Source organism: Streptomyces sp. M41, assembly GCF_043673425.1.
In the GTDB taxonomy this organism is placed as follows: domain Bacteria; phylum Actinomycetota; class Actinomycetes; order Streptomycetales; family Streptomycetaceae; genus Streptomyces.
Map to the genome: position 1 here is coordinate 357845 of NZ_JBIMKE010000003.1, position 26666 is coordinate 384510.

At 72.5% G+C, this 26666-nt stretch carries 21 protein-coding genes; 14 read left to right on the top strand and 7 right to left on the bottom strand.

Annotation, left to right across the window (positions count from 1 at the left end; genetic code table 11):
- Nucleotides 1-20: 20 nt before the first annotated feature.
- Nucleotides 21-905: a succinate--CoA ligase subunit alpha gene (sucD, locus tag ACHBTE_RS06065; RefSeq protein WP_394722341.1), complete on the top strand. Its 885-nt coding sequence runs from the start codon at nucleotides 21-23 to the stop codon at nucleotides 903-905.
- 123 nt (nucleotides 906-1028) lie between these two features.
- On the opposite strand, the gene ACHBTE_RS06070 is transcribed toward sucD, so the two are convergent.
- Complete coding sequence (locus ACHBTE_RS06070; RefSeq protein WP_394722342.1) at nucleotides 1029-2249, bottom strand: helix-turn-helix domain-containing protein; 1221 nt, start codon at nucleotides 2247-2249, stop codon at nucleotides 1029-1031.
- Between the two features lie 96 nt (nucleotides 2250-2345).
- Between ACHBTE_RS06070 and ACHBTE_RS06075 the strand changes: the two genes are divergently transcribed.
- A complete protein-coding gene (locus ACHBTE_RS06075) occupies nucleotides 2346-5123 on the top strand; it encodes a DUF6350 family protein (RefSeq protein WP_394722343.1) in 2778 nt (925 codons plus the stop codon).
- 109 nt (nucleotides 5124-5232) lie between these two features.
- On the opposite strand, the gene ACHBTE_RS06080 is transcribed toward ACHBTE_RS06075, so the two are convergent.
- Nucleotides 5233-6024 carry a hypothetical protein gene (locus ACHBTE_RS06080; RefSeq protein WP_394722345.1) on the bottom strand — a complete coding sequence of 264 codons (792 nt, stop codon included), beginning with the start codon at nucleotides 6022-6024 and terminating at the stop codon, nucleotides 5233-5235.
- A gap of 352 nt (nucleotides 6025-6376) precedes the next feature.
- On the opposite strand from ACHBTE_RS06080, the gene purN reads away from it, so the two are divergent.
- Both purN and purH read left to right on the top strand, forming a co-directional pair.
- On the top strand, nucleotides 6377-7015 hold the full coding sequence (purN, locus tag ACHBTE_RS06085; protein ID WP_394722347.1) for a phosphoribosylglycinamide formyltransferase: 639 nt from the start codon (nucleotides 6377-6379) through the stop codon (nucleotides 7013-7015).
- Nucleotides 7012-8583 (top strand): bifunctional phosphoribosylaminoimidazolecarboxamide formyltransferase/IMP cyclohydrolase, encoded by a 1572-nt coding sequence (purH, locus tag ACHBTE_RS06090; protein WP_394722349.1) that lies wholly within the window; start codon nucleotides 7012-7014, stop codon nucleotides 8581-8583. The genes purN and purH overlap by 4 nt, the downstream gene beginning before the upstream one ends.
- A gap of 231 nt (nucleotides 8584-8814) precedes the next feature.
- Here purH and ACHBTE_RS06095 read toward each other — a convergent pair whose 3' ends face one another.
- The 4 genes from ACHBTE_RS06095 to ACHBTE_RS06110 all read right to left on the bottom strand — a co-directional run bounded on the left by ACHBTE_RS06095 (nucleotide 8815) and on the right by ACHBTE_RS06110 (nucleotide 12475).
- Nucleotides 8815-9201 (bottom strand): hypothetical protein, encoded by a 387-nt coding sequence (locus tag ACHBTE_RS06095; protein WP_394722351.1) that lies wholly within the window; start codon nucleotides 9199-9201, stop codon nucleotides 8815-8817.
- 93 nt (nucleotides 9202-9294) lie between these two features.
- A complete protein-coding gene (locus ACHBTE_RS06100; RefSeq protein ID WP_394722352.1) occupies nucleotides 9295-10938 on the bottom strand; it encodes a protein kinase in 1644 nt (547 codons plus the stop codon).
- Nucleotides 10935-11696, bottom strand: a complete 762-nt coding sequence (locus ACHBTE_RS06105; RefSeq protein ID WP_394722353.1) for an FHA domain-containing protein — start codon at nucleotides 11694-11696, stop codon at nucleotides 10935-10937. Before ACHBTE_RS06105 ends, ACHBTE_RS06100 begins: the two co-directional genes overlap by 4 nt.
- A gap of 152 nt (nucleotides 11697-11848) precedes the next feature.
- Nucleotides 11849-12475, bottom strand: coding sequence for a hypothetical protein (locus ACHBTE_RS06110; protein WP_394722354.1), 627 nt, complete (start codon nucleotides 12473-12475; stop codon nucleotides 11849-11851).
- 272 nt (nucleotides 12476-12747) lie between these two features.
- On the opposite strand from ACHBTE_RS06110, the gene ACHBTE_RS06115 reads away from it, so the two are divergent.
- From ACHBTE_RS06115 to ACHBTE_RS06140, 6 genes are all read left to right on the top strand, one after another.
- Nucleotides 12748-13602, top strand: a complete 855-nt coding sequence (locus ACHBTE_RS06115; protein WP_394722355.1) for a bifunctional methylenetetrahydrofolate dehydrogenase/methenyltetrahydrofolate cyclohydrolase — start codon at nucleotides 12748-12750, stop codon at nucleotides 13600-13602.
- Nucleotides 13592-14068 (top strand): DUF3017 domain-containing protein, encoded by a 477-nt coding sequence (locus ACHBTE_RS06120; protein ID WP_394722356.1) that lies wholly within the window; start codon nucleotides 13592-13594, stop codon nucleotides 14066-14068. The genes ACHBTE_RS06115 and ACHBTE_RS06120 overlap by 11 nt, the downstream gene beginning before the upstream one ends.
- A 214-nt stretch (nucleotides 14069-14282) precedes the next feature.
- Entirely contained in the window at nucleotides 14283-14873 is a 591-nt protein-coding gene (locus ACHBTE_RS06125) for a helix-turn-helix domain-containing protein (RefSeq protein WP_394722357.1), read from the top strand.
- Nucleotides 14874-15307: 434 nt separating this feature from the next.
- On the top strand, nucleotides 15308-16666 hold the full coding sequence (locus tag ACHBTE_RS06130) for a DUF2690 domain-containing protein (protein ID WP_394722358.1): 1359 nt from the start codon (nucleotides 15308-15310) through the stop codon (nucleotides 16664-16666).
- Nucleotides 16667-17115: 449 nt separating this feature from the next.
- Nucleotides 17116-18105 (top strand): malate dehydrogenase, encoded by a 990-nt coding sequence (locus ACHBTE_RS06135; RefSeq protein WP_394722359.1) that lies wholly within the window; start codon nucleotides 17116-17118, stop codon nucleotides 18103-18105.
- Nucleotides 18106-18263: 158 nt separating this feature from the next.
- Nucleotides 18264-19274, top strand: coding sequence for a hypothetical protein (locus ACHBTE_RS06140; protein WP_394722360.1), 1011 nt, complete (start codon nucleotides 18264-18266; stop codon nucleotides 19272-19274).
- 58 nt (nucleotides 19275-19332) lie between these two features.
- Here the strand turns inward: ACHBTE_RS06140 and ACHBTE_RS06145 are convergent, their stop codons facing one another.
- Complete coding sequence (locus ACHBTE_RS06145) at nucleotides 19333-20235, bottom strand: GNAT family N-acetyltransferase (RefSeq protein ID WP_394722361.1); 903 nt, start codon at nucleotides 20233-20235, stop codon at nucleotides 19333-19335.
- A 209-nt stretch (nucleotides 20236-20444) separates the two neighbouring features.
- On the opposite strand from ACHBTE_RS06145, the gene ACHBTE_RS06150 reads away from it, so the two are divergent.
- From ACHBTE_RS06150 to ACHBTE_RS06165, 4 genes are all read left to right on the top strand, one after another.
- Nucleotides 20445-21971 (top strand): aldehyde dehydrogenase family protein, encoded by a 1527-nt coding sequence (locus tag ACHBTE_RS06150; protein WP_394722363.1) that lies wholly within the window; start codon nucleotides 20445-20447, stop codon nucleotides 21969-21971.
- A gap of 64 nt (nucleotides 21972-22035) precedes the next feature.
- Complete coding sequence (locus ACHBTE_RS06155; protein ID WP_394722364.1) at nucleotides 22036-23565, top strand: GMC family oxidoreductase; 1530 nt, start codon at nucleotides 22036-22038, stop codon at nucleotides 23563-23565.
- 17 nt (nucleotides 23566-23582) lie between these two features.
- Nucleotides 23583-24716, top strand: coding sequence for a glycine betaine/L-proline ABC transporter ATP-binding protein (locus ACHBTE_RS06160; protein ID WP_394722484.1), 1134 nt, complete (start codon nucleotides 23583-23585; stop codon nucleotides 24714-24716).
- Nucleotides 24716-26665 carry an ABC transporter permease gene (locus ACHBTE_RS06165; protein WP_394722366.1) on the top strand — a complete coding sequence of 650 codons (1950 nt, stop codon included), beginning with the start codon at nucleotides 24716-24718 and terminating at the stop codon, nucleotides 26663-26665. The genes ACHBTE_RS06160 and ACHBTE_RS06165 overlap by 1 nt, the downstream gene beginning before the upstream one ends.
- Nucleotide 26666: the final 1 nt, after the last annotated feature.

A 26666-nucleotide genomic window follows, 5' to 3' on the forward strand; every position in this document is an offset into this window, starting at 1 on the left:
GGACGAGGACACAACACACCATGGCTATCTGGCTCAACAAGGACAGCAAGGTCATCGTCCAGGGCATGACGGGCGCCACCGGCATGAAGCACACCAAGCTCATGCTCGGTGACGGCACGAACGTCGTGGGCGGCGTGAACCCGCGCAAGGCGGGTCAGTCCGTGGACTTCGACGGCACCGAGGTACCCGTCTTCGGGACCGTCAAGGAGGCCATCGAGAAGACCGGCGCCAACGTCTCCGTCATCTTCGTGCCGGAGAAGTTCACCAAGGACGCCGTCGTCGAGGCCATCGACGCCGAGATCCCGCTGGCCGTCGTGATCACCGAGGGCATCGCCGTGCACGACACGGCCGCCTTCTGGGCGTACGCCGGCAAGAAGGGCAACAAGACCCGCATCATCGGCCCGAACTGCCCCGGCATCATCACCCCGGGCGGCTCGAACGTCGGCATCATCCCGGGCGACATCACCAAGCCGGGCCGTATCGGCCTGGTCTCGAAGTCCGGCACGCTGACGTACCAGATGATGTACGAGCTGCGTGACATCGGCTTCTCCACCGCCGTCGGCATCGGTGGCGACCCGATCATCGGCACCACGCACATCGACGCGCTCGCCGCGTTCGAGGCCGACGCCGACACCGACCTGATCGTCATGATCGGTGAGATCGGTGGCGACGCCGAGGAGCGGGCCGCGGACTTCATCGCGAAGAACGTGACCAAGCCGGTCGTCGGCTACGTCGCCGGCTTCACCGCGCCCGAGGGCAAGACCATGGGTCACGCGGGCGCCATCGTCTCCGGTTCGTCGGGCACCGCCCAGGCGAAGAAGGAGGCCCTGGAGGCCGCGGGCGTCAAGGTCGGCAAGACGCCGACCGAGACGGCCAAGCTGGCGCGCGAGATCCTCGGCGGCTGACCTTTCGAGGCACCCGTCCGAACGTATCGGTGGGCCCGTTCCCTGAGTGGGGACGGGCCCACCGGTCGTTTCCCTCCCCCGTCCGGGTCCCTCGCCCGCGCCCCTCTCCCGCGACGCGGCGGCTCAACCGATCTGCGGTACGAGTTTCTCCGGGCCGTGCTGCATCTCCGCGCGGAGCTTCTTGCGCAGCTTCTGCTGCTTGTGGGACAGCGGCCCCGGTGCCACCTTCGGCGGTACGCCGAGCACGGTCTCTCCCGGGGGTACCGGGGGTTCGTAGTGCGTGGGGGCCGTGCGCAGGGTCAGCGCGGTGGTGCCGATGAGCGCCACCGTGAACGCGATCGCCGCCCGGGTCCAGAACCGGGCCCGGCGTTCGCTGCCGTCGCGTACCGTCGCCGGCTTTGCCGCGCGCAGGCGCTCGGTGGCGGCCAGTTCGGCCAGCCGATGGTGGAGTTCGGCGGGGTCGGACAGGGCCGGGAGGCGTTCGGCGACGGTGGCGCGGGCATGCATGAGCCGGTTCGCGGTCGCCGGAGTGCTCGCCTCCGTCTCGGCCGCCGTCTCCGGCAGGTCGAGGCCCACGCCGTCGTAGAGCAGAAGCGTGCGGCGCTGGGGCGGCGGGAGGGTCAGAAGTACGTCCAGCAGGGCGCGGTCGGAGGCGTCGGCGGGCGGCGGTTCGGGGTGCCGGTAGCGGGGGCGGAACCGGTGCCAGGGGGAGAGGGCGCAGTCGTACGCCGTCGCCCGCACCCAGCCCGCCGGGTCCCGGTCCCGGGCCACCTCCGGCCAACGCTGCCACGCCAGTTGAAAAGCCTGCTCGACCGACTCGCGCGCGAGCTCGCGACGCCCGGTGAGCAGATAGGTCTGCCGTACGAGAGCGGGGGCGCAAAAGGCGTAGAGCGCGTCGAACGCCTGGGCGGGGGTGAGGGGGTGTTCGTGGCGGTGCTCGGGGGTGACTGCGGCCCTCTCGACCACCGCCCTCTGCCGCCCCTCATCCGCCTCCCCTTCCGCCTCCTCTTCCGCCCCCCGCTTCGCCTCCCCTTCCACCTCCTCTTCCGCCCCCCGTTTGGCCTCCCTTCTCACCTTCACCACCTCCCTCTTCACCTCCGCGTTCACGTCCGCCTCCGGCTTGCGCCGCTGACTCGCCGTCTTCTCCGCCAGGGAACCGAGCAGTTGTGCGTATGCCTGCCTTTTCCGTCCGCGCGGTGACGTACGGCCTGCTTCCCACGCGCGTACCGTCTCGCGGCTCACTCCCACCCGTGCCGCGAGCTGAGCCTGCGTCAATGCGGCGGCCTCACGCAGGCGTCGGCGTTCCTCGGGCGGAGGGAGCGGGGTTGCGGGGCTCTGCGTCACCGGGCACCCTTCCGTACGAAAAAGTACATAAACATATATTGAGCGACACATCGGAGCTTTGCCCGTTACAGCGGAAAAGCGCGTGTCGTTGGGAGCATGGCGGTCGTGATCGAGATGACCGCTCGCCGTACGTCCCTGCTCACGCGCCTGCGCCACCGCTCGCCCGGACTGGCCGCCAGTCTTCTGAGCGGCGCGGTGGCCGCGGGGCTCGGGCTCGGTGTCTTCGCCGTACTGGTGATGGTGTTGTGGGTCAGTTCGCCGTACCCGGACAGCGGGCCGGGTGGCGCGCTGCGGATCGCCGCCGTGCTGTGGCTGCTCGCGCACGGCGCCGAACTGGTCCGTCCCGACACGCTCTCCGGCGTCCCCGCCCCGGTGGGTGTCACGCCGTTGCTGCTGCTCATGCTGCCGCTGTGGCTGGTCCACCGGGCGGCGCGGGACCAGGCGGCGGACGGCGGTGACGGGGAGCCGCTGGTGTCGGGGCGTACGGCGTGGGCGGGCGTCGTGCTCGGGTACCTCGGGGTCGGGGTGGCGGCGGCGGTGTACGCCACCGGGGGCGAGTTGCAGCCGGCGTGGCTGTGGACCGGGGCGTTCGTGCCGTTGGTCGTGATGGGGGCGGCCGGGGCGGGGGTGTGGACGGCGTGCGGGAGGCCGCCCGAGGTCGTGGAGGGCGTGCTCCTCGCCCTGCCGAGGCGGGTGCGGCGACTGGTTCCCGGGGCTCGGGCGCGGATCCGGCTCGGGGCCGCCTCGCGGGCAGCGGGGGCGGGCGTGGCGGCGCTCGTCGGGGGCGGGGCCGTGCTCGTCGCCGGCTCGTTGGTGTGGCACGGGGGTGCGACGCAGGCGTCCTTCCTCAAGCTCACCGAGGGGTGGTCGGGGCGGTTGGCGGTGCTGCTGCTGTGCGTGTCGCTCGTGCCGAACGCGGCGGTGTGGGCGGCGTCGTACGCCCTGGGCCCCGGCTTCGTGCTCGGGGTCGGCCATGTGGTGGGGCCGACGTCCGCCGCCCCCGCGCCGCTGCTGCCGCCGTTTCCGCTGCTCGAGGCGGTGCCGGGGGCCGAGGTCGCGGGGCCGGTGCAGTGGGGGGTGGGCGCGGTGCCGGTGGTGGCCGGGGTGGTGGTGGGCTGGTTCGTCGCGGGGATGGCGGTGCGCGGGGGGCTTCGGTCGGCGGACGGGCCGGCGTCCGAGGGGCCCTGGACGAAGGAGGGCTCGGTGCTCGAAGGGGCTCGGGCGAAGGGGGGTTCGGCGGTCGAGGGGCCCCGGACCGTAGGCGGACGAGGGCCGGGCGGACCTCGCTCGAAGGGCGGGGGGACGTATGGCGAGCCTCGCGGGAAGGGCGGGGGAGCGGCTGACGGGACCAGGACGAAGGGTGGCCGGGCGTCCGAGGGGCCTTGGACCGAGGGTGGCCGTGGAGCTGCCAAGCCCCGCCCACACGACACGCACCCGCTCCCCGACCCCTGGTCCAGCGGACGGACCGCCGTGGTCGCCGTGCAGGCTGCCGCGTGCTGCGCGGTCTTCGTCGCCGTGCTGGCGGGCCTGTCGGGCGGGCCGCTGGGCGTCGGGGCGCTGGCGCAGTTCGGCCCGGTGTGGTGGCAGGCCGGAGGGGCGACGCTGGGGTGGGTCGTCGTGGTGGCGGTTCCGGTGGCCGTGGTGGCGCGATGGTGGCGGTCCCGGGTGGTACGTGCGCTGCGCGCGGCCCGGCCGACCGGGACACAGGAGGCTCGGATCGGCCGGCCTCGGCTGGAGGTGCCGGCGGGGACGGCGACCGGGGCCTCGGTGGAGGGCGGCTCGGGCGGGGGCCGACGCCGGTTGCGGGAACGGCTGCCGCTGATCGGCGGGTGGCTGGCGCGGGGGGCGGAGCGGGAGACGGGCTGTGCGGGGGCGCCGTCCGCCGAGTCGCGGACGAGCGGCTCGATCTACGACCAGGAGTCGTCGGCCAGTGCGTCGGCGCAGAAGCGGGCGGTGCCGTCGGAGGGCGACGCCGAGGAGGCTCGCCCCGCCGTGCCCGGCAAGGACGGGCGGCTCGCGCGGCAGGTCCAGGGCGCTTCGGTGGGGGATGCCGAGCAGGAGATCCCGTATCTGGAGTACGACCACGACACCACGTTCGAGCCACACGACTTCGCACCCACCGCCCCTCCACCCCAGCCGCCCGCTCCGTCGCAGGCCCCCTCGAACCCGCCGTCACCCTGGCGCGACGACGCCGCGCGCGAGGTCGGGTGGGCGGCGATGAAGAAGGCTACGGACCCGGCGGAAGCCCTGGGCGCGGGGGACGCGTCGAACCCGCCGGGCGCGGACGCGCCGGACGCGTCAGGGGTAGGGGGCTCCGGGGAGGCGCGCGAGAGGTTGGGGGTGTCGGACGCCTCGGGGGTCCGGGACGGCTCCGGGGTGCGGGATGCCTCGGGGGTCCGGGACGGTTCCGGGGTGCGGGATGCCTTGGCGGTGCGGGACGCGTCGGGGTCTTCGGGGGTGGAGGGAGTCGCGGGGGCGCCGGGGCTGTCGAAGACGGAGGAAGCCTCGGGGGCGCGGGAGCTCTCGAAGGCCGGGGAAGTCTCCGTGCCGGAGCTCTCGAAGGCGCCGGGTGTGTCAGGAGCGGGGGGCGGCGCCTCGCGGACTGGGGACCGCGCCGCACTACCGATGCCGCAGGCGGGGGATGTGTCGGAGGTGGGAGGTCTCTCGAAAGGCACGGATGTGACGGGGGTGCCGGATGCGTCAGTGGCAGCGGACGACACTAAGGTGCCGGACGCCTCGAAGGCCCCGGATGCCGCGGCCGTACCGGAGACCCCGGCCGAACCGGAACGCCCGGACCGGGCGGACGCACCTGCCGGCTCCGAGCCTCCCTGCGACGCAGACGCCCCGAACGCGGAAGAGGACACTGCACGGTAGTGGCCACGGCAGCCGGCCCCGCCGGGCGCCCGGCCCTGCTGAGGGCGGCGGCGCTGCCGCGGCCTCGCGGGCGAGCCGTGGCCCACCCCGGTCAGGGGTCCCCGGAACCTCAGTCGGTCGTCCCCAGAACGCCCCGCAGTTCCTTCGGCAGCAGTTCATTGCAGGCCTGCTCGGCCTCATTGGTCAGTGCGTCGTTCGTGCACGTGTAGTAGTCGCTGTAGACCATCTGCGCGGTGAAGCCGGCGGCGACCACCGCGATCGCCAGGGACGCTGTGACCAGGCCGCTGATCGCCGCTGTGGTCTGGGGGCGGCCGGTGGGGCGGGCGGACGCCGGGGTGTTCGGGTCGGGGGTGCGGGGCTTGGCGCGGAGGGCGCTGATGGCCCAGTACAGGGCCAGCGCACCCAGCAGCAGGGCCACGTACGGCCAGCTGAACAGGGCGAAGAAGAAGGCCCACATGCCGGAGAGCAGTGCGAAGCGAGCCCGGCGCTGTGCCGGGTCGGTGGGGTCCCAGCGCATGCCCGTGTTGGGGCCGCCGGTGCCGGGGCCCTCCTGGTTGCCGCGGGGGCGCTCGCCGAAGCCGTCGGGGGAGCGGCCCGGCTGGCGGTCGCTCCACTGGTTGCCCCACGGCGCATTGCCGTCCCCGTCGCCCGCGCCCTGTGAGCCGTCCTCGCCCGAGGGGCGGCGCGGCTGCCAGGGGCGGTCCGGGGTGCCCTCCGGCGGCGGGGCGAAGGGGTTGTCCTCCTGCGCCGGGCCGCCGCGGCCTCCCGCGTCGCCGTTCTGCCCGCCCGAGGGCGCGTCGGGCGGCGAGGCGGGGCGCTCCCGCAGCAGTACGCCGCTGTGCGCCGCTCCCTGCACCGAATGCGGGCGGAGCGTGAGGAGTCGCAGGCTGCGGTCCGGCATCAAGTGAGCGTCTTCCCCTTGTGGAAACGGCTGGATACGACTGCATCCGGCCGTGAACCCGGCTGCCTCAGGCAGCCGGCCCCGGCCGTATCGCGTTGAGCTGTCACCTCGTGAACGCACCGCACACCGACCGCGTTCCCGAGCCCCGCTCCCGGCAGACGGTACCTTCCGGCCACGCCCCCGTCCCATGGGGGCTGCCCGGTGTGCCGGTATCGTTGCTGACGGTCGGCTGCTTCGTAGACTTCCCCGTATCCCGGGGCGCGACGCATTCGTATGAACGTACAAGTGGTGACACCGTGGACGTGCATGCTGCCGCCCCACGAAGAACGCACCCCCGAGAAAGGGCCCCACCGTGGCCGCCAAGCCCGTGGCCGAGCGTGCCAAGCGCCTCGTCGTGCTGGTCTCCGGATCCGGCACCAACCTTCAGGCGCTCCTCGACGAGATCGCCGCCGTCGGCCCCGAGGCGTACGGCGCCGAGATCGTGGCCGTGGGCGCCGACCGCGAGAACATCGAGGGGCTCGCGCGGGCCGAGCGCGCCGGGCTGCCGACCTTCGTGCGGAAGGTCAAGGACTACGGCGGCCGGGACGAATGGGACGAGGCCCTCGCCGAGGCCGTCTCCGCCCATGAGCCCGATCTCGTCGTCTCCGCCGGGTTCATGAAGATCGTGGGCAAGGAGTTCCTCGCGCGCTTCGGCGGCCGGTTCGTCAACACCCACCCGGCCCTGCTCCCCAGTTTTCCCGGCGCCCACGGCGTCCGCGACGCCCTCGCGTACGGCGCCAAGGTCACCGGCTGCACCGTCCACTTCGTCGACGACGGCGTCGACACCGGGCCGATCATCGCTCAGGGCGTGGTCGAGATCCGGGACGAGGACGACGAGAGCGCTCTGCACGAGCGCATCAAGGAAGTCGAGCGAAGGCTGCTCGTCGAGGTCGTGGGGCGGCTCGCCCGCAACGGCTATCGCATTGAGGGACGAAAGGTAGTTATCCAGTGACCGCCACCGCCGAGAGCAACAAGCGGGCCATCCGTCGCGCGCTCGTCAGCGTCTACGACAAGACCGGTTTGGAAGACCTCGCGCGCGGGCTGCACGAGGCGGGCGTGGAGCTCGTCTCCACCGGGTCCACCGCCTCGAAGATCGCCGCGGCCGGCGTCCCCGTCACCAAGGTCGAGGAGCTCACCGGCTTCCCCGAGTGCCTGGACGGCCGGGTCAAGACGCTGCACCCGCGCGTGCACGCCGGCATCCTCGCCGACCTGCGCCTGGAGGACCACCAGCGGCAGCTGGCAGAGCTGGGTGTCGAGCCGTTCGACCTGGTCGTCGTCAACCTCTACCCGTTCCGCGAGACCGTCGCCTCCGGCGCCACCCCCGACGAGTGCGTCGAGCAGATCGACATCGGCGGCCCGTCGATGGTGCGCGCCGCCGCCAAGAACCACCCGTCGGTCGCGGTCGTCACCAGCCCGGCCCGGTACGCCGACGTCCTCGCGGCCGTCCGTGACGGCGGCTTCGACCTCACCACCCGCAAGCGGCTCGCGGCCGAGGCCTTCCAGCACACGGCGGCCTACGACGTGGCCGTCGCGAGCTGGTTCGCCTCCTCCTACGCCCCCGTCGACGAGTCGCGGTTCCCCGACTTCCTCGGCGCCACCTGGGAGCGCGAGAACACCCTGCGCTACGGCGAGAACCCGCACCAGCCGGCCGCGCTCTACGTCGACGGCACGGGCACCGGCCTGGCCAAGGCCGAGCAGCTGCACGGCAAGGAGATGTCGTACAACAACTACACGGACACGGACGCCGCCCGCCGTGCCGCGTACGACCATGCCGAGCCCTGTGTCGCGATCATCAAGCACGCCAACCCCTGCGGTATCGCGGTCGGCGCGGACGTCGCCGAGGCGCACCGCAAGGCGCACGCCTGTGACCCGATGTCGGCGTTCGGCGGCGTCATCGCCGTGAACCGCCCGGTCAGCAAGGAGATGGCGGAGCAGGTCGCCGAGATCTTCACCGAGGTCATCGTCGCGCCCGCATACGAGGACGGCGCGCTGGACGCCCTCACCAAGAAGAAGAACATCCGGGTGCTGCGCTGCCCCGAGGGCCCCGGCAACCCGGTCGAGGTCAAGCCGGTCGACGGCGGCGTCCTCCTCCAGGTCACCGACCGCCTCCAGGCCGACGGCGACGACCCGGCCAACTGGACCCTCGCGACCGGTGAGGCGCTCGGCGCCGAGGAACTGGCGGAGCTCGCCTTCGCCTGGAAGGCCTGCCGGGCCGTGAAGTCCAACGCCATCCTGCTCGCCAAGGACGGCGCCTCGGTCGGCGTCGGCATGGGGCAGGTCAACCGGGTCGACTCCGCGAAGCTGGCCGTGGAACGGGCCGGCGCCGAGCGCGCGCAGGGGTCGTACGCCGCGTCCGACGCCTTCTTCCCCTTCCCCGACGGCCTGGAGATCCTGACCGAGGCCGGCGTGAAGGCCGTGGTCCAGCCCGGCGGTTCGGTCCGCGACGAGCTGGTGGTCGAGGCGGCGCAGAAGGCCGGCGTCACGATGTACTTCACGGGGACGCGGCACTTCTTCCACTGACGGCGGCGTCCCGCGACGCGGCAGAGTGGGGCGGCGGAGTGGACCGCTGGTCCGTTCGTGGCGCGGGAGCCGTGCACGGCCACGAGGGCCGGGGAGGTACGGCCCGGCTCCCGCACGGCACGCGCCGCGGTCTCCGGCCCTCCCCCGAGGGAGCCGGAAACCGTGACGCGGCCGGTCGGTGGGCTGTCAGCAGTCTCGCTCAGCCCGTGTCAGCAGTCGCTCGGCTCCGCGTCAGCAGGTGCGCAGCCCCGGGATCGCCCCGTAGTTCACGCCCCCGGAGACCTTGTTGGCGGGGAACCAGCCCCAGCCGCCGTTGCTGACGTTGGTGTCGGCCTGGGTCCACAGCCACCAGTCGTTGCGGGCGTCGCCGACCGGCGGGTTCTCCTGACCCGGGAACTTCTTCTGGCAGACGAACCAGTTGTCGCCCGCGTTGAGGTAGCCCGCGACGGCGCCGTTGAACAGGACGTTGCCGCCCTGGTAGTTGTGGCAGTAGCGGGAGTTGTTGGGCCCACTGCCCCAGCAGCCGTTCGGTGCCGCGGAGGCGGCCGTCGGCGTCAGGGCGACGGCGCCCGTGGCGAGTACGGCCGCCGCACCCAGCGAGGCGAGCATGCGCTTCATGGTCGGTGTCCTTCCGGTCTTGCCACCCCCGTTGGTGGACATGACCAACCATGGCGCCGGCGTCCCGCGCGCGGTACCTGAGAACTCCGAGGGTCACCTCGCCCGGGGCGGGGTGTACTCCTTGAGGTACCGAGTGACACGGGCGGTGTAGTCGAGGTCCTGCGGCGAGTACTTCTTCAGGAAGTGGGCGACGCGGTCGACGTAGACGCGGTTGTCCGGGGGAACACCGCCCGCGTCGTTCACCTTCCGGTACGACGTGCGGTACGCGGCGGCGAGCAGCACCCGGCGGTCGCCGGACAGGCCGGCCTTCAGACGGGGCTCGATGAAGCAGAGGTAGCGGCTCACGGCCGGAATGGACTCGGCGGGGGAGAGCGGCGGACGAGGGGTCTCCTTCGCGGGCACGCCGTCGTCGCGGATCCACCAGCGCAGCACGGAAGGGGTCCAGCGGGCGATGCCGTACTCATTCTTGGCGGGGTCGGAGAGGTCGGGGTCGAAGTCGCTCTCGGCCTTCAGCAGCGCGGCGATCAGCGCCGGGGTCACCTCCGGCTGGACACAGTCATGGGCGGAGTCGACGATCAGACGCCGGTACGCCACCGGGATGCCCTGGTCGGTTCGCAGCTCGTCGGCACCATAGGTCGCGGGCGTCACCTTCTCGCGCCCGCCGCCGCTGCCGCCGGTGTCGGCCCAGCCGCTGATGCCGTAGCCGAGGGCGGCGGCCACGACGGTGGAGACGGCCGTGGCCAGGATCCGCGTACGGCGGGAGCGGCGGCGTGGGAGCAGCCTGCGGGGCAGCCGGGGGGAGCGGCCGGTGCCCGCCGCCGCCTCGACCCGCCGCAGCAGTTCCCCGGCGGCGATCCGGTCCGCGTGCGTCCGGGTGAGGCAGTCCCGCACGATCTCCCGCCAGACGGCCGGGAGTTCGGGCGACAGCCGTAGCTCGTCGGTGCCGCGTGCGTAGGCGGCAGCCGCGTCCCGGCGGGCCGCCGGGGTGGCGCCGGGCAGCGGGAAGGAGCCGGTCAGCAGCAGATGGGCGAGGACCCCGAAGGCCCACACGTCCGCCGAGGGCCGGATACGGCGGCCCCGCTCGCCGATCTCCGCCCAGAGCAGCTCCGGCGGTGTGTAGTCGGGCGTGGAGAAGGCGGGGGTGTAGGCGTGGGTGCCCTCCAGCTCCGCAGCCATGTTGAAGTCCGCGAGCCGGGCCGAACCGTCCCGCATCAGCAGCACATTGGCCGGTTTCAGATCCCCGTGCACCCACCCGGCCCGGTGCAGCTGCGCCAGCCCCTCGCAGATCTGCGCGAGCAGAGCGGGCCCGGCGGCGGGACGCGGCTCGGCCCGGAGCAGGGCGGCCAGCGAGCCCTCGGCCTTCTCCAGTACGAGGATGGTGGCGCCGTCGAGGGCGGGGTGGGCGGGGTCGTCGACGGTGAGGGTGGCGTACATCCGGATCAACCGCGGCTGCTTCAGCCGTCGGAGCACCTCGACCTCGCGGTCGATGAGCTCGCGCAGATGGGTCAGCTGGCGGGGGGTGCCGGTGCCGGTGGGCAGGAACTTCAACGCCACCGTCCGCGGGAGGTCCGCGCCGCGCTCCTGCGTCCGCGGGAGGTCCGCGCCGGGCTCGCCGTCGGCAGCGACGCGCCTGCCCTCGTAGACGCTCCCGAACGCCCCCGTGGCGAGGGGCTCCCGCACCTCCCACGCGCCCACCCGGTACCCCAGCGGCACCGGCACGGCGTACGGCTCGGTCACCGGACCGGCCGGCCGGACGACGCCGACGGCAGGGGCTCGCGCAGCACGACGAGGTCGTCCTCCCGCACGAGATCGAACCGGAGCGCCAGCGAGACCAGCGACTCCTTCTTGCCGTTGAGACGAGGACCCGTGTCCGCCGTCTCCGGGCCGGGCTTGAGCCGCAGCTTCACGGCGAGGTAGTCGATGTTCCACTGCACCGATGTGCGCGACGCGGCGGGCCAGTTGGGGCGGAGCCGGTCCACGACCTGGTCGACCGTGGGCAGCGCGGCATGCGGTTCGCCGCGCAGCCGGGGTTCGCACAGGGCGGCCAGCACCGCGAAGTAGCGCTTGGTGCGGTCGACGGAGAAGGCGGGGGCGGTGGTCGCGCCGTCCAGTCCGCCCGCGGAGCCCATGTAGTCGTGACGCGGCGCCCACACCTCGATCGCGAGCAGATCACCGGCCGCCGGCAGCACGATCCGCGAGAACTCGAAGGGCACCGGCGCGTCGAGGCGCCCCGGCCCGACCTTGATGTGCTCGCCCGCGCCTTCCGGGTTCTCCACGACGTAGGTCTGTTCGCGGCTGAGGTTGCTCAGTATCCAGAACGCGCCCTGCGCGGTGATCTCCCCGGCTCTGCGGGAGACCCCGTCGTGCGCGATGGTGAGGTCGTTGTCGGAGGCGGAACGCCCGAATCCGAGTCGCTCACCGGGCGCCAGCCGGAGCTGGGCGCGGTGGTTGTCGTCCTCCGAGGTCGGCGGAGGTACCACGATGATGCTGTACAAGGTGCGTCTCCCCGTGCCTGACGGCTATGCCGTCAGAGTAGGGCGACGCAGCGGGGCCGTGCCCCCCTCTAACGGGTGAGACACGGCCCCGGCTGCTGATTGGCGCGAACTCTTCGAAGCCCCGTGGACGTCCGGTGAGTTCGGTGAAGGGTTCAGTACCGCGGGCGGTTGAACCAGGCCGACGCGGCGCTGTTGACCATCGAGGCGAGGATGATGCCGGCGATGGCGAGGGAGATGAGGCCGCCGAAGGTGGTGGAGCCGCCGCCTCCGGTCACCAGGTTGTAGACGCCGCCGAGGATCATCAGTGCCGCGTAGACGATCGTCGTGATGCGGATGCCGCTGCCGCCGTTCTTGAACTTGACGCCCAGGAAGATGGACAGCGCGCCCACGGCGAGCATGAAGCCGGCCATCACGAAACCGAGGCCGGCCAGGGCGTCGGTGTCGTCGCCGCTGCCCACGCCGTTGGACACGTCCTGGACCGCGCCGACGGCGATACCGGCGATGAGGCCGAACAGGATCTGGAAACCGGCGAGGATGAAGAGCAGCACGCGCGAGGTCTTCATCAGACCCGGCATCTCCATCGCCATCGCGTTGCCGCCCGGGTAGCCCGGGTAACCGGGGTAGGCGGGCTGCTGGCTCTGCGGGTAGCCGTAGCCGGGCTGCTGCGGAGCGCCCTGGGGGTAGCCGTAGCCCGGCTGGGCAGGGGGCTGCTGCGGCGGGTAGCCGGGCTGCTGGCCCTGGGGCGGGCCGTAGGGGTTGTTCGGGTCGCCGAAGCTCATCGGGCGGTCCTTCCTCCGTTTTGATCCAGTGCGGGGACGACGTGGGCACGGCTCGGAGGAAGTTCTACGGATGCGGTTGTCCCCCCGGTACTGCCCGCGGCACTAGCGTCTCATCGTTCTTTAGACGCCTCTTACTTGTCCAGCCGCATTCCCTATGTGTTGTGCAAGTGCAACATCGCTGATCATGGGCGGATACGGGCGGAGATACCGTGGTCAAGGTCACTGCGGACCCGGATTGGAACCGGGAGGGCGTCATCCGGGAGGATGGGGCCATGACCGCCCAGATTCTCGATGGCAAGGCCACCGCAGCCGCGATCAAGTCCGACCTGACCGCCCGCGTGGCGGCGCTGAAGGAGAAGGGCGTCACGCCCGGCCTCGGCACGATCCTGGTCGGGGAGGACCCCGGCAGCCAGAAGTACGTCGCCGGCAAGCACCGCGACTGCGCCCAGGTGGGCATCGCCTCCATCCAGCGCGAGCTGCCGGCCACCGCGACCCAGGAGGAGATCGAGGCGGTGGTCCGCGAGCTGAACGAGGACCCGGCCTGCACCGGCTACATCGTCCAGCTGCCGCTGCCCAAGGGCATCGACGAGAACCGCATCCTCGAGCTGATGGACCCGGACAAGGACGCCGACGGACTGCACCCGATGAACCTCGGCCGGCTGGTCCTCAACGAGCCGGCGCCGTTGCCCTGCACCCCCAACGGCGTGCTGACCCTGCTCCGGCAGTACGGCGTGGAGACCAAGGGCGCCGAGGTCGTGGTCGTCGGCCGCGGCGTGACCATCGGCCGCCCGATGCCGCTGCTGCTGACCCGGCGCAGCGAGAACGCGACCGTGACCCAGTGCCACACGGGGACGCGTGATCTGGCCGCGCACCTGAAGCGCGCGGACATCATCGTGGCCGCCGCCGGCTCCGCCCATCTGATCCGCCCCGAGGACGTGAAGCCGGGCGCGGCCGTCCTCGACGTCGGTGTCTCGCGCAGCGCCGAGGGCAAGATCGTGGGCGACGTCCACCCCGGCGTCGCCGAGGTGGCCGGCTTCATCTCCCCCAACCCCGGTGGCGTGGGCCCGATGACCCGGGCGCAGCTGCTGGTCAACGTGGTCGAGGCGGCGGAGCGCAGTGTCGGCTGAGGGCCGCGCCGACAGCGCGGAGGAGATCGAGGTCCGGGATCCGGTCAGCGCACCGGACGCGAAGGGCAGGCCCCGGCGGACCACCCGACGCTTTCCGCTGTTCACCAGGGACACCGCCCGCCCCGAGGGCGGCGGCCGGGCCGCGCCCGGTGACGCGCCGGCGCCCGCCCGGCAGTGGCCCGTCCTGCTCGTCCTCGGCCTGGTCGCGGTCGGGCTGCTGATCACCGCGCTCGACGTCTTCCGGGTCGGCACGCTGCTGATCGGCGCCGCCCTGCTCACCGGCGCGGTGCTGCGCTGGCTGCTGCCCGGCGTCGGCATGCTCGCGGTGCGCTCGCGCTTCACGGACATCGTGACGTACGGCGCGCTGGGCCTGGTGATCGTGCTGCTGGCGCTGATGGCACAGCCGGACCCGCTGCTGAAGATCCCGTTCCTGAAGGACGCGCTGCACTTCACCGTCGAGAACTGACGCACTCGGCCACGGCCGACGGCGGCCCGTCCTCACCCCCGAGGAAGGACGGGCCGCCGTCGGTGTTTCCAGCCTCGGGCACGGCGAAGGAGCTGTTCAACGCCTGTCAGTGCGCTGTGGCACGGAAGTGACCGTTCCGGTACGTCCGGGGCCGTCGGGAACCAAGGCGCCGCTGCGGATCGTCACCCGATCGGGCCTGGTTCGGAGGTGAGCGATGGGTGCCTGGCAGCCGCTGCCCGACGATCTGCCGCCGGAGGTGCGGCACTTCGTGGAGCAGTTGCGGCAGCTCAAGGACCGTACGGCCCTGAGCCTGGTCGCGCTGGGCGCGCGCACCGCGTACAGCAAGTCCTCCTGGCAGCGCTACCTCAACGCCACCCAGCCACCGCCCCGCGAGGCGGTCGCCGCGCTGTGCCGGGTGGCGGGGATCGAGAGGGACGAGGCGGAACGCTTCGGCGTCCGGTGGGAACTGGCCGTGCGGGCCTGGCCGAAGCCAGCGACGGCACCGGCGAGACCCGAGCGCGGACGGGGGGCGGGGCAGGATCGGGGCGAGGAGTCCGCCCAGGGGGAGATCCCCGGGGAGTCCGGCGCGGGCGGGGTGAGCGGGGTGAGCGGGGTGAGCCGGACACGCGGGACGTGCGGGGACGTCGAGGAGCTCGAGGAGTATGAGGACGAACCCACGCTTCCGTGGTGGGACGTGCCGCCGCAGGAGCCGCAGCCCCCTTCACGGCGGCTGTTGGTCGTCACGCTCGCGCTCGTCGTGGCCCTGGCGCTCACCGGGGTGATCGGGGCTCTTGCGCTGGGCTGAGGCCCGTGGGGACGCCGCGGCCGACTTGCCCCTTTGCGGCACCTGTGGCGCGAGTGATCGTTTGTGTGCCTTCCATGTGTCGATGTGTTGACAAGTTCGCGGATTTGCAAGGAAGCCGTTCGAGAAGCGGGCTAGCGTGGTCGATCGGGACTGCTCGGGGGTCCCACGTGTCCGCAAGAGCTGTCTGCAAGGGCTTACTGCCAGGGTTGTGTCGGCCGGCAAGGGGAGCCGGTGGAACACTGGACGCAGTTGGCAGGGCGTGCAACGGTGCATGCCCACTGTCCCAATGCTCCCGTGCGCCCCCACCCCGGGAACTGAGATCCTTGCCGGGCGCATCCCTGTGGGTAGCCAGAACGAGGACTCGGCAGAGGGCACCACGCGCGAGGGAAACGCGAGAAACACCAGCACGAACCGGGGGGAAGAGGGGGGAAGCAATGCCTCGTTGGAGGGCCTTGCCGGATGAACTGGATCCGCAGGTCAGGGAGTTCGCGAGCCAGCTGCGGCGGCTCGTGGACCGCAGCGGTCTGAGCATCGCGGCGGTCGCCGACCGCACGGGATACAGCAAGACGTCCTGGGAGCGGTATCTGAACGGGCGGCTCCTCGCGCCCAAGGGCGCGATCGTGGCGCTCGCCGAGGTCACGGGGACGAACCCGGTTCACCTGACGACGATGTGGGAGCTGGCCGAGCGGGCCTGGAGCCGTTCGGAGATGCGCCACGACATGACCATGGAGGCGATCCGGATCTCTCAGGCCCGCGCGGCACTGAGCGAGTTCGGGGCACCGCCGGCGAACGCCAAGGGGAGCGCGAAGGCGGGCAAGTCCGCCCGCAGAGGCGGCAGCGCGACGGCGACGCCCGGCGTGGCGGGCCCGGCGGGTGTGGCACCCACCGTGCCGCCGTCAGTGCCGGCCCAGCCGACGGCGCCGGAGGTGCGGGACTCGTCGGTCCGCGACTCGCCGGTCCGCGACTCGCCGGTACGGGACTCCTCGGCCCGTGACTCCTCCGTCCGGGACGATTCCGTCCCGGACTCCGCGGCCCGGGGGTCCTCCGGGGCCGACGTCCGTGACGGGGGTACCGCCGAGGGCAACTCGTGGGGCCTCGCCGGGTATCGGGGCCCGTCGCCGACGGGTGGTCGTCCGTCGGGAACGGCGTCGTCCGGGGCGGCGGGAGCGTCGGCGACGGCCGGCGTGTCCGGCGGTGTGCCCGGCGACTCGGGGACGTCCGCGGCGGTGTCCGGGGCGCCGAGCTCGTACGGCGAGCCTCCGCGGGGGCCGCGTCCGGCGCGCGAGGTGTCCGGTGGCGCCGGCAAGCGGAAGCTGACGATGTTCCTCGCGGGCGTCGTCGGTGTGCTGGTCGTGATCGCGGCGGTGTTCTACTTCACCGGCCCCGGCAGCGGAGGGAAGGGCGACGAGGCCGGCAAGTCGCCCTCGCCGTCCGTGACCACCGACCCCGATCTGCCGCCCGGCGTGAAGTGCAGCGGTGACTCCTGCACCGGCAAGGACGCGGAGAGCATGGGGTGCAGCGGCGACCTGGTGACGACCGCCAAGACCGCGACCGTCGGCACCGCCGTGGTCGAGGTGCGCTACAGCGAGACCTGCGGCGCGGCGTGGGGGCGTATCACCCAGGCCGCCCAGGGTGACGAGGTCGTGGTGACGGTCGGCAAGGCCGAGCAGTCCGGCACGATCACCGCTGCCGGCGACACGATCGCGTACACACCGATGGTGGCCGTGAAGGACGCGGGCGAGGCCAAGGCCTGCGCGACGCTGGCGGCGGGTCAGGACGGCTGCACGCAGTAGGCGCCGGTTGCTTCCATCGGGCAACCGGAGGCCGGCGGCGCCCGGGTGACCGGGCGGCCGTCGGCGTCCTCACCCCGGCCGCGAAAAGTTTTCGAGGTCGGCAGGAATGGCCGTCGGCAAAGCGGGCACGCGCAACGTACCCCCACGGGAGTCCGGCAATCGGTACCCCCACCCGGCGGCCGTTCAGGTCCACCCTCTCCCGGACCGGACGGCCGCCCCCCTTTTTTCTCGGTCCGCAGTGAGAGCCCCTTCTCCCGGTCCGTAGCGAGAGCCCCTGCCGCGAATGAGGGCCCCTTCTGTGGGGTGGGCCACACGGACCCGGACGTCCGGGATCCCGGAGGCGCGATAGCCTGACCGCTGGATCTATCTTGACGCCAAGAGATCGATCATCTGTACGTCCCCTCCCTCGGGCAGGGACGCCCACCGCCAGCTGTCATACGGAGAACGCCATGACCCGCACTCCCGTGAACGTCACCGTCACCGGCGCGGCCGGCCAGATCGGTTACGCCCTGCTCTTCCGCATCGCCTCCGGCCAGCTGCTCGGCGCGGACGTGCCGGTCAAGCTGCGGCTTCTCGAGATCACCCCGGCGCTCAAGGCCGCCGAGGGCACCGCCATGGAGCTCGACGACTGCGCGTTCCCGCTGCTCGCGGGCATCGACATCACCGACGACCCGAACGTCGCTTTCGACGGCACCAACGTCGGTCTCCTCGTCGGCGCCCGCCCCCGCACCAAGGGCATGGAGCGCGGCGACCTCCTGGAGGCCAACGGCGGCATCTTCAAGCCGCAGGGCCAGGCCATCAACGACCACGCCGCGGACGACGTCAAGATCCTGGTCGTCGGCAACCCGGCCAACACCAACGCGCTCATCGCGCAGGCCGCCGCCCCCGACGTACCGGCCGAGCGGTTCACCGCCATGACCCGCCTCGACCACAACCGCGCCCTGACCCAGCTCGCGAAGAAGACCGGCTCCACGGTCTCCGACATCAAGCGGCTCACCATCTGGGGCAACCACTCGGCCACCCAGTACCCGGACATCTTCCACGCCACCATCGCCGGCAAGAACGCCGCCGAGGTCGTGAACGACGAGAAGTGGCTGGCCGAGGACTTCATCCCGACCGTCGCCAAGCGCGGCGCGGCGATCATCGAGGCCCGTGGCGCGTCGTCCGCCGCCTCCGCCGCCAACGCCGCCATCGACCACGTCCACACCTGGGTGAACGGCACCGCCGACGGTGACTGGGTGTCGATGGGTATCCCGTCCGACGGTTCCTACGGCGTGCCGGAGGGCCTCATCTCCTCCTTCCCCGTCACCACCAGGGACGGCAAGTACGAGATCGTCCAGGGCCTGGAGATCAACGAGTTCTCCCGGGCCCGTATCGACGCCTCCGTCAAGGAGCTCGAGGAGGAGCGCGAGGCGGTCCGCTCCCTCGGCCTGATCTGAGCCCCGCTCACCAGCGCCCGCCCAGGCGCGCCGCGTTCTCGCGGTTCTGTCACGAACCTGCGCAGGCCCCGTTCCGGTTCGCACCGGAACGGGGCCTGCGGCCGTTTTCGCCGCTAGCGTCGAAAGAGGTAAGCATCGGGTGATTCGGGGGACTTGCCATGAGCGGTTGGGGCGGTCACGCGCAGGGCCACAGCTCCGGTTCCTGGTCGGAGCACGAGCCCAGCGAGGAGAGAGGCGAGGCGGCCTGGGCCGCGCAGGAGCACCCCGCGCCGGGTGAGGAGCCCGTCACCGCGCCGCCCTGGGCCTCCGCCCGGACGCAGACCTTCTCGGCGCCTTCGTACGCCCCGGCCCCGACTCCCTTGCCTCCCCCGGTCCCGGCCGCCCCGGCCGCCGCGCCTCCTCCCGCCCCGGCCCCGACTGCCGGCCCTCCTCCCGTCCCGGCCCCGGCCCCCGTGCCCGGTTCGGCCGCTGTCCCCGCCCGGGCCACGGATCCCGCCTCCGTCCGGCCCTCGCCCCGGGGCGCCCGCCGGCTGCTGCTCGTCCTCACCGCCGCCGCCGTCCTCGGTGCCGGCGTGGGTACCGGCGTCTGGTTCCTCATCCGCGACGGCGCCGCCACCGCCGCGAACGGGACCACCCCCATACCGAACGTCGTCGTCAGCACCCCGACGGCCACCACCCTCGACTCCCCGTCCCCGTCCCCGACACCCGCACCGGTCCCGGGCTATCGCCGCGCCCAGGATCCCGTCGGGTACACCCTCCACGTCCCCGAGGGCTGGACCCGCACACAGCGGCAGGGCGAGAAGGCCCCGGTGGTCTCCTACACCTCCCCGGACGGCAGCCGCAGCCTCCAGATCTTCGCGCTCGCTGAGGACACCCCGGCCGATTCCCTCGACCTCGCCGAGAACGACCCCGGCTACGGCTACTCCCAGCAGCCCGGCTACCAGGCCCTGGACCGCTCCTTTGGCGCCTCCTGGTCCGAGCTGACGTACCGCTACGACGACGAGGACAAAGGGGCGCGCCAGGTGATCGACCATCGCTTCGAGGCCGCCGACGGCACGCTCTACGCGATCCGCGCCGCCGGTCCCGACGCCCTCGCCCCCGACCAGATCCGCGGACCGCTCACCGCCGCACTGGAGTCCTTCTGCCCGGCGGGCGCGTCGTGCGGGTGAGGCGGCGGTCAGGCGCGGTCGGCCGCGGTCGGAGGCGTGGCGTGGCGCACGGCGGTGCTCAGGGGCGGCCGTCCTCGGGGCGGAGCCGCTTCTCGAACCAGTGACTGGCGTAGACGTTGTCGTCGTAGGCCGGGATCGCCGTGTAGCCGCACGCCCGGTACATCGCCTGAGCCTCCGTGAGCGCGGCGTGCGTGTCGAGGCGTACGACGGTGAAGTGCCGTGCGCCGGCCTCCTGTTCGAGGGCGTCGAGCAGTCGCCGGGCGAGGCCGAGTCGGCGGGCCTCGGGGTGCACCCAGACATGGCGGATCTCGCCCACGCCGGGTGCCAGGCGCCGTAGCGCCCCGCAGCCCACGGGGCGGCCCTCCTCGCGGGCGACGAAGAACGCGCCGGCGTCGCCGGACACCTCCTCGGGCCGTACCAGGTCGGCCTTGTCGAAGCCCTCGGGGAAGCGCTCGTCGATGTCGGCCGCGTACGCGTCCAGGCAGGCGCGGGCGTGGGGAGCGGCGCCGTCGACGAGGTCCACGGTGATGCCCGCGAGGCGCAGCAGACGCTGGGTGGTGGTCATCGCCCGGACCAGTTCGGCGCGCTGGGTCTCGCTGAGGCCCTCGATGAGCCCGGCGGCCGTCGCGCCCGCCCGCCGGTTCTGCTCCTCGACCTCCACCCGCCCGGCCGGGGTCAGCTCGATCATGCGCACCCGGCTGTCGTGCGGGTGGGCGCCGAGCCGGACCATGCCCTGGCCCTCCAGCGCCTTGGCCATCCGGCTCAGATACCCGGCGTCCAGGCCGAGCCGGCTTCTCAGCTCGCGCAGGGAGGCGCCGTCCCCGATCTCGAACAGCAGCCGGGCCTCGCCCAGCGGGCGGTCCTGGCCGAGGTAGTGGTCGTCCAGGACGCCGACGCGGCGGGTGAAGTAGCGGTTGAAGCGGCGGAAGGCCGTCACGTGCTCCGCTGAGACTGGCTCCATATTTCTTTGACTTTAGTCAAAGGTTGGGTTGGGGTCCACTATCGGACGGACCCATTCCGCCCGGTTCGTCCGCTTTCGTAGTGACGCAGCGCACTTTCGTTCGCAGTCCGCGCATGCATCCGGGGCCAGGGGGCAGGCGCACTCGGTCCCGTGCGTGGCGCATATGTGACACAGGGACTCTGAACAGGAACGGAAGGCAACACTCGATCATGGCGGAACGAACGGAACTCCAGGCGCGCGGCACCATCCACGCGGGAGGGGAATGGCGTGCGGCCGTCTCCGGAGCCACACGCGAGATCCTCGACCCCGCGGACGCGACGCCCTTCGCCGTGGTCGCGGAGGGCGACGAGAAGGACACCGATCTGGCCGTGGCGGCGGCCCACCGCGCCTTCGACGGCGGCCAGGGAGAGTGGCCCCGGACCCCCGTCGCCGAGCGCGCCGCCCTGCTGCGCCGCGTCGCCGATCTGCTCGTGCGCGACCGCGAGGAGCTCGGCCTGCTGGAGAGCCGTGACGCCGGCAAGACCGTCGAGGAGGGCCGCGTCGACATCGACTGCGTCGCGGACGCCTTCCGCTACTTCGCCGACCTCGTCGCCGGCGAGGCCCCGGGCCGGGTCGTCGACGCCGGCTCGCCCGACATCCACAGTGTCGTCGTCCATGAGCCGGTCGGCGTGTGCGCGCTGATCACCCCCTGGAACTACCCGCTGCTCCAGGCGAGTTGGAAGATCGCCCCGGCTCTCGCCGCCGGGAACACCTTCGTCGTCAAGCCCAGCGAGATCACCCCGCTGACGACGGTCGCGCTGATCGAGCTGCTCGTCGAGGCGGGGCTGCCGGCCGGGGTCGCCAACATCGTCACCGGGCCCGGCCACTCCGTCGGCGCCCGGCTCGCCGAGCACCCCGACGTCGACCTCGTCTCCTTCACCGGCGGCCTGGTCAGCGGCACCAAGGTCGCCCAGGCCGCCGCACCCACCGTCAAGAAGGTCGCGCTCGAACTCGGCGGCAAGAACCCCAACGTCGTCTTCGCCGACGCCTGCGCCACCGACGAGGACTTCGACACCGCCGTCGACCAGGCCCTCAACGCCGCCTTCATCCACAGCGGCCAGGTCTGCTCGGCCGGCGCCCGGCTCATCGTCGAGGAGTCCGTCCGGGACCGCTTCGTCACCGAACTCGCCCGCAGGGCCCAGAAGATCCGCCTCGGCCGCGGCACCGCCGACGGCGTCGAGTGCGGGCCGCTCGTCTCCGAGCAGCAGCGCGCCAAGGTCGAGGCGTACGTCGAGTCCGCCCTCAAGGAGGGCGCGGTGCTGCGCTCCGGCGGCAAGCGGCCCGAGCCGTCCGCCGAGCGTCCGCGGAACGGCTACTTCTACGAGCCGACCCTCCTCGACCACTGCCACCGCGAGATGCGCGTCGTGCGCGAGGAGGTCTTCGGCCCGGTCCTGACCGTCGAGACCTTCCGCACCGAGGACGAGGCGATCGCCCTGGCCAACGACACCGAGTACGGCCTCGCCGGCGCCGTGTGGACCACCGACGCCGGGCGCGCGCGCAGGGTGGCGGGCCGGCTGCGGCACGGCACCGTCTGGATCAACGACTTCCACCCCTACCTCCCGCAGGCGGAGTGGGGCGGCTTCGGCAAGAGCGGGGTGGGCCGCGAACTCGGCCCCGCCGGACTCGCCGAGTACCGCGAGTCCAAGCACGTCTACCAGAACCTTGCCCCGAAGCCGGTCCGCTGGTTCACCGGCTGACACCGGCTGACACACCGCCCCCGCTCGCCGCACAAGACTTCGCAAGCCCTGGAGTACCCCCCTCATGTCCGAGAACACCCCTGTCTACGACTACGTCGTCGTCGGAGGCGGCACGGCAGGCTCCGTCATCGCCTCCCGCCTCACCGAGAACCCCGACGTGACGGTCGCCGTCATCGAAGGCGGCCCCAGCGACATCGGCCGCGACGACGTCCTGACCCTGCGCCGGTGGATGGGTCTGCTCGGCGGCGAGCTGGACTACGACTACCCGACCACCGAACAGCCGCGCGGCAACTCGCACATCCGGCACAGCCGGGCCCGCGTCCTGGGCGGCTGCTCCTCCCACAACACGCTGATCGCCTTCAAGCCGCTGCCGTCCGACTGGGACGAGTGGGAGGAGGCCGGCGCCAAGGGCTGGGGCGCGGTGCCGATGGAGGCGTACTACGCCCGGCTGAAGAACAACATCGTCCCGGTCGACGAGAAGGACCGCAACGCCATCGCCCGCGACTTCGTCGACGCCGCGCAGGGCGCGCTCGGCGTCCCGCGCGTCGAGGGCTTCAACAAGCAGCCCTTCACCGAAGGCGTCGGCTTCTTCGACCTCGCCTACCACCCCGAGAACAACAAGCGGTCCTCGGCGTCGGTGGCGTATCTGCACCCCGTCATGGACGAGCGCGAGAACCTGACGATCCTGCTGGAGACCTGGGCGTACAAGCTGGAGTTCGACGGGACCCGCGCCGAGGGCGTCCATGTGCGCACCAAGGACGGCGAGGAACTGCTGATCCGCGCCCGCCGCGAGGTCGTCCTGAGCACCGGCGCCGTCGACACGCCCCGACTGCTGATGCACTCCGGTATCGGCCCCGCCCAGGACCTCACCCGGCTCGGCATCCCGGTGCTGCACGATCTGCCGGGCGTCGGCGAGAACCTGCTCGACCACCCCGAGTCGGTGATCGTCTGGGAGACCGACGGCCCGATCCCGGACAACTCCGCGATGGACTCCGACGCGGGCCTGTTCGTGCGCCGCGACCCCGAACACCAGGGCCCCGACCTGATGTTCCACTTCTACCAGATCCCGTTCACGGACAACCCGGAGCGACTGGGCTACGAGCGCCCGGAGTTCGGCGTCTCGATGACCCCGAACATCCCCAAGCCGAAGAGCCGCGGCCGGCTGTACCTGACCAGCGCCGACCCGGAGGTCAAGCCCGCGCTCGACTTCCGCTACTTCACCGACGAGGACGACTACGACGGCCGCACCCTCGTCGACGGCATCCGCATCGCCCGCGAGATCGCCAGGACCGAGCCGCTGGCGGGCTGGCTCAAGCGCGAGGTGTGCCCCGGCCCGGACGTCACCGGCGACGAGGAGCTGAGCGAGTACGCGCGCAAGGTCGCGCACACCGTGTACCACCCGGCGGGCACCTGCCGTATGGGAGCCGCCGACGATGAACTGGCCGTGGTGGACCCGCAGTTGCGGATCCGCGGCCTGGACGGAATCCGAATCGCCGACGCCTCCGTCTTCCCGACGATGACCGCAGTGAACCCGATGATCGGGGTGCTCATGGTCGGAGAGAAGGCGGCGGACCTGATGGGAGGTGAGGCGTGATGAGCACGACTCCTCAGATGACGCCTCAGAACACGACACCCGAGACCCGTAAGCCGCCGACCGGGACGCCGGTCTTCTCCGTCGAGGGCCTGTGGAAGGTCTTCGGCCCGAAGGCACACCGCGTCCCCGACGACCCGGAGCTGACCGCCCTCGCACCCGCCGAGCTGCGCGCCCGCACCGGCTGCACGGCGGCCGTCAGGGACGTCTCCTTCGACGTCCGCAAGGGCGAGGTCTTCGTCGTCATGGGCCTGTCCGGCTCCGGCAAGTCCACCCTGGTGCGCTGTCTGACCCGGCTCATCGAGCCGACCGCCGGCACCATCGCCATCGACGGCGAGGACGTGCGGGCCATGGACAAGACCCGGCTGCGCGAACTGCGCCGTCACCGCGCCGCCATGGTCTTCCAGCACTTCGGCCTGCTGCCGCACCGCACCGTCCTGGACAACGTGGCGTACGGCCTGGAGATCCAGGGCGTCGGCAAGGCCGAGCGCCGTGAGCGGGCCGCCGAGGTCGTGGCCAAGGTCGGCCTGGAGGGCATGGAGCACCGCAGGCCCGGCCAGCTGTCCGGCGGTCAGCGTCAGCGCGTGGGCCTCGCGCGGGCGCTCGCGGTGGACCCCGAAGTCCTGCTGTTCGACGAGCCGTTCAGCGCGCTCGACCCGCTGATCCGGCGGGACATGCAGGAGGAGGTCGTCCGCCTGCACCGCGAAGAGGGCCGCACGATGGTCTTCATCACCCATGACCTCAGCGAGGCGCTGAAGCTGGGCGACCGTATCGCCCTCATGCGCGACGGGCGTGTGGTCCAGCTCGGCACCCCCGAGGAGATCGTGGGCTCCCCGGCCGACGACTACGTCCGCGAGTTCGTCCGCGACGTCCCGCGCGAACAGGTCTTGACGGTCCGTAGCGCCATGCGCCCCGCCTCGGCCGACGAGGCCGGCAGCGGCCCGGCGATCGCGCCGGGCGCGACGGTGTCGGAGGCCATCGAGGCCGTGGCCCGCACCGGCTCCCCGGCTCGCGTCATGGACGGCGCCCGCTGCCTGGGCGTCGTCGACCACGAGCGGCTCCTCGAGGTCGTGGCGGGGACCGGACACGGCGATACGGCGGGCCCCGAGCCGGGCGTCGTAGCGGGGGCGGAGAAGAGCAAGGAGGTGGCTTGATGGCCACCGTCACCGCTCCCGCCCCCAGAGTCACCCTGCCCGGCGTTCTCAAACGCCCCGCCCTGCGCAAGCTGGTGCTGCTCGCCCTCGTCGCCGCGATCCTCGTCCCGCTGGCCAACGCCCGCTGGGCGAGCGGCAGCTGGCCGGCCGCGCTGACCGTCGACGTCTCCGAGCCGCTGACCGACGCCAGCACCTGGATCATCGACAACCGGGACACCCACCCGGTCTTCCTCTACTTCTTCGGGCACATCAGCAACGCGGTGGTGCTGTCCGTACGCGCCGTGTACCTCGTGCTGCTCGCCGCGGGCTGGGCCGGCGTCACCGCCGCCGCGTCCCTCATCGCCTGGCGGGTCGCCGGGTGGCGGCTCGCCGCCGGGACCGGGGTCGCGTTCCTGGCCTGCGGGCTTCTCGGCATGTGGATCCCGACCATGCAGACCCTCGCGCTCATGGTGGTGGCCGTGCTCGCCTCGGCCGTCGTGGGCGCGCTGCTGGGCCTCGCCGCCGGGCTGTCCGACCGTATGGACAAGCTCCTGCGGCCCGTGCTGGACACCATGCAGGTGCTCCCGGCCTTCGCCTACCTGCTGCCCGTCGTCCTGGTCTTCGGCATCGGCGTCCCCGCCGCCGTCCTGGCCACCGTCGTCTACGCCGCCCCGCCGATGGCCCGCCTCACCGCCCTCGGCCTGCGCGGCGCCGACAAGGAGGTGCTGGAGGCGGTCGAGTCGCTCGGCGCCACCGGCCGGCAGCGGCTGCTGACCGCCCGCATCCCGCTGGCCCGGGCCGAGCTTCTCCTCGGCCTCAACCAGACGATCATGATGGCGCTGTCCATGGCGGTCATCGCCTCCGTGATCGGTGCCGCCGGCCTCGGTGACCGCGTCTACCAGGCGCTCGCCACGGTCGACGTCGGCGCCGCCCTCGCGGCCGGCATCCCGATCGTGCTGCTCGCCGTCGTCCTGGACCGGGTGACCGGCGCCGCGGGGGCGAGCCTCGCCGACGAGCCGCACCCGAACGGCCGGGCACGCTGGCTGTACGCCCTGATCGCCGCGGTGGCCGTCGCCGTCGCCGGACGTCTCGCGGGCCGCCTCGACTGGCCCGACGCCTGGACCCTGAACATCGCCGAGCCGGTCAACCGCGCCGTCGACTGGATGACCGCGCACCTCTACTCGGGTGTTCCCGTCGTCGGCGGCACCGCCGACTGGGCGGCCCACTTCACCACCTGGGTCCTCAACCCCCTGCGCGACGGCCTCCAGTGGCTGCCCTGGTGGTCGGTCCTGCTGATCGTCGCCACCCTGGCCTGGCTGATCGGCACCTGGCGCACCGCGCTCACCGCCGTGCTCGCCATGGCCGCGATCGGCGCGCTCGGAGTGTGGAAGCCGTCGCTGGACACCCTCTCCCAGGTGCTGGCGGCCGTCGCCGTCACCCTGGTGCTGGGCTTCGCCACCGGCATCGCGGCGGCCCGCAGCGACCGCGTCGAACGGCTGCTGCGCCCCGTCCTGGACGTCTTCCAGACGATGCCGCAGTTCGTGTACCTGATCCCGGTCGTCGCGCTGTTCGGCGTGGGCCGCGCCCCCGCGGTCGCCGCCGCCGTCGTCTACGCGCTGCCCGCCGTCGTCCGCATCACCACCCAGGGACTGCGCCAGGTCGACCCGGCCGCCCTGGAATCGGCCCGCTCGCTCGGCGCGACCCCGGCGCAGCAGCTGCGCCAGGTCCAGCTCCCGCTCGCCCGGCCGGCCCTGCTGCTCGCCGTCAACCAGGGCGTGGTCCTGGTCCTCGCCGTCGTCATCATCGGCGGTCTGGTCGGCGGCGGCGCCCTCGGCTACGACGTCGTCTTCGGCCTCGCGCAGGGCGACCTCGCGACCGGTCTGGTGGCCGGCGCCGCGATCGTCTGCCTCGGCCTGATGCTCGACCGGGTGACCCAGCCGACGGAACGCCGCGCGAAGAAGGGAGCGTGAC

Excerpts from the sequence above, each read along its gene's own strand:
- ACHBTE_RS06160 (WP_394722484.1), top strand. The coding sequence starts at position 23,583 with ATGACGCCTCAGAACACGACACCCGAGACCCGTAAGCCGCCGACCGGG.
- ACHBTE_RS06165 (WP_394722366.1), top strand. The coding sequence starts at position 24,716 with ATGGCCACCGTCACCGCTCCCGCCCCCAGAGTCACCCTGCCCGGCGTT.
- ACHBTE_RS06125 (WP_394722357.1), top strand. The coding sequence starts at position 14,283 with ATGGGTGCCTGGCAGCCGCTGCCCGACGATCTGCCGCCGGAGGTGCGG.
- ACHBTE_RS06095 (WP_394722351.1), bottom strand. The coding sequence starts at position 9,201 with ATGAAGCGCATGCTCGCCTCGCTGGGTGCGGCGGCCGTACTCGCCACG.
- ACHBTE_RS06115 (WP_394722355.1), top strand. The coding sequence starts at position 12,748 with ATGACCGCCCAGATTCTCGATGGCAAGGCCACCGCAGCCGCGATCAAG.
- ACHBTE_RS06110 (WP_394722354.1), bottom strand. The coding sequence starts at position 12,475 with ATGAGCTTCGGCGACCCGAACAACCCCTACGGCCCGCCCCAGGGCCAG.
- sucD (WP_394722341.1), top strand. The coding sequence starts at position 21 with ATGGCTATCTGGCTCAACAAGGACAGCAAGGTCATCGTCCAGGGCATG.
- ACHBTE_RS06135 (WP_394722359.1), top strand. The coding sequence starts at position 17,116 with ATGACCCGCACTCCCGTGAACGTCACCGTCACCGGCGCGGCCGGCCAG.
- ACHBTE_RS06075 (WP_394722343.1), top strand. The coding sequence starts at position 2,346 with ATGGCGGTCGTGATCGAGATGACCGCTCGCCGTACGTCCCTGCTCACG.
- ACHBTE_RS06155 (WP_394722364.1), top strand. The coding sequence starts at position 22,036 with ATGTCCGAGAACACCCCTGTCTACGACTACGTCGTCGTCGGAGGCGGC.
- ACHBTE_RS06145 (WP_394722361.1), bottom strand. The coding sequence starts at position 20,235 with ATGGAGCCAGTCTCAGCGGAGCACGTGACGGCCTTCCGCCGCTTCAAC.
- ACHBTE_RS06130 (WP_394722358.1), top strand. The coding sequence starts at position 15,308 with ATGCCTCGTTGGAGGGCCTTGCCGGATGAACTGGATCCGCAGGTCAGG.
- ACHBTE_RS06140 (WP_394722360.1), top strand. The coding sequence starts at position 18,264 with ATGAGCGGTTGGGGCGGTCACGCGCAGGGCCACAGCTCCGGTTCCTGG.
- ACHBTE_RS06150 (WP_394722363.1), top strand. The coding sequence starts at position 20,445 with ATGGCGGAACGAACGGAACTCCAGGCGCGCGGCACCATCCACGCGGGA.
- ACHBTE_RS06080 (WP_394722345.1), bottom strand. The coding sequence starts at position 6,024 with ATGCCGGACCGCAGCCTGCGACTCCTCACGCTCCGCCCGCATTCGGTG.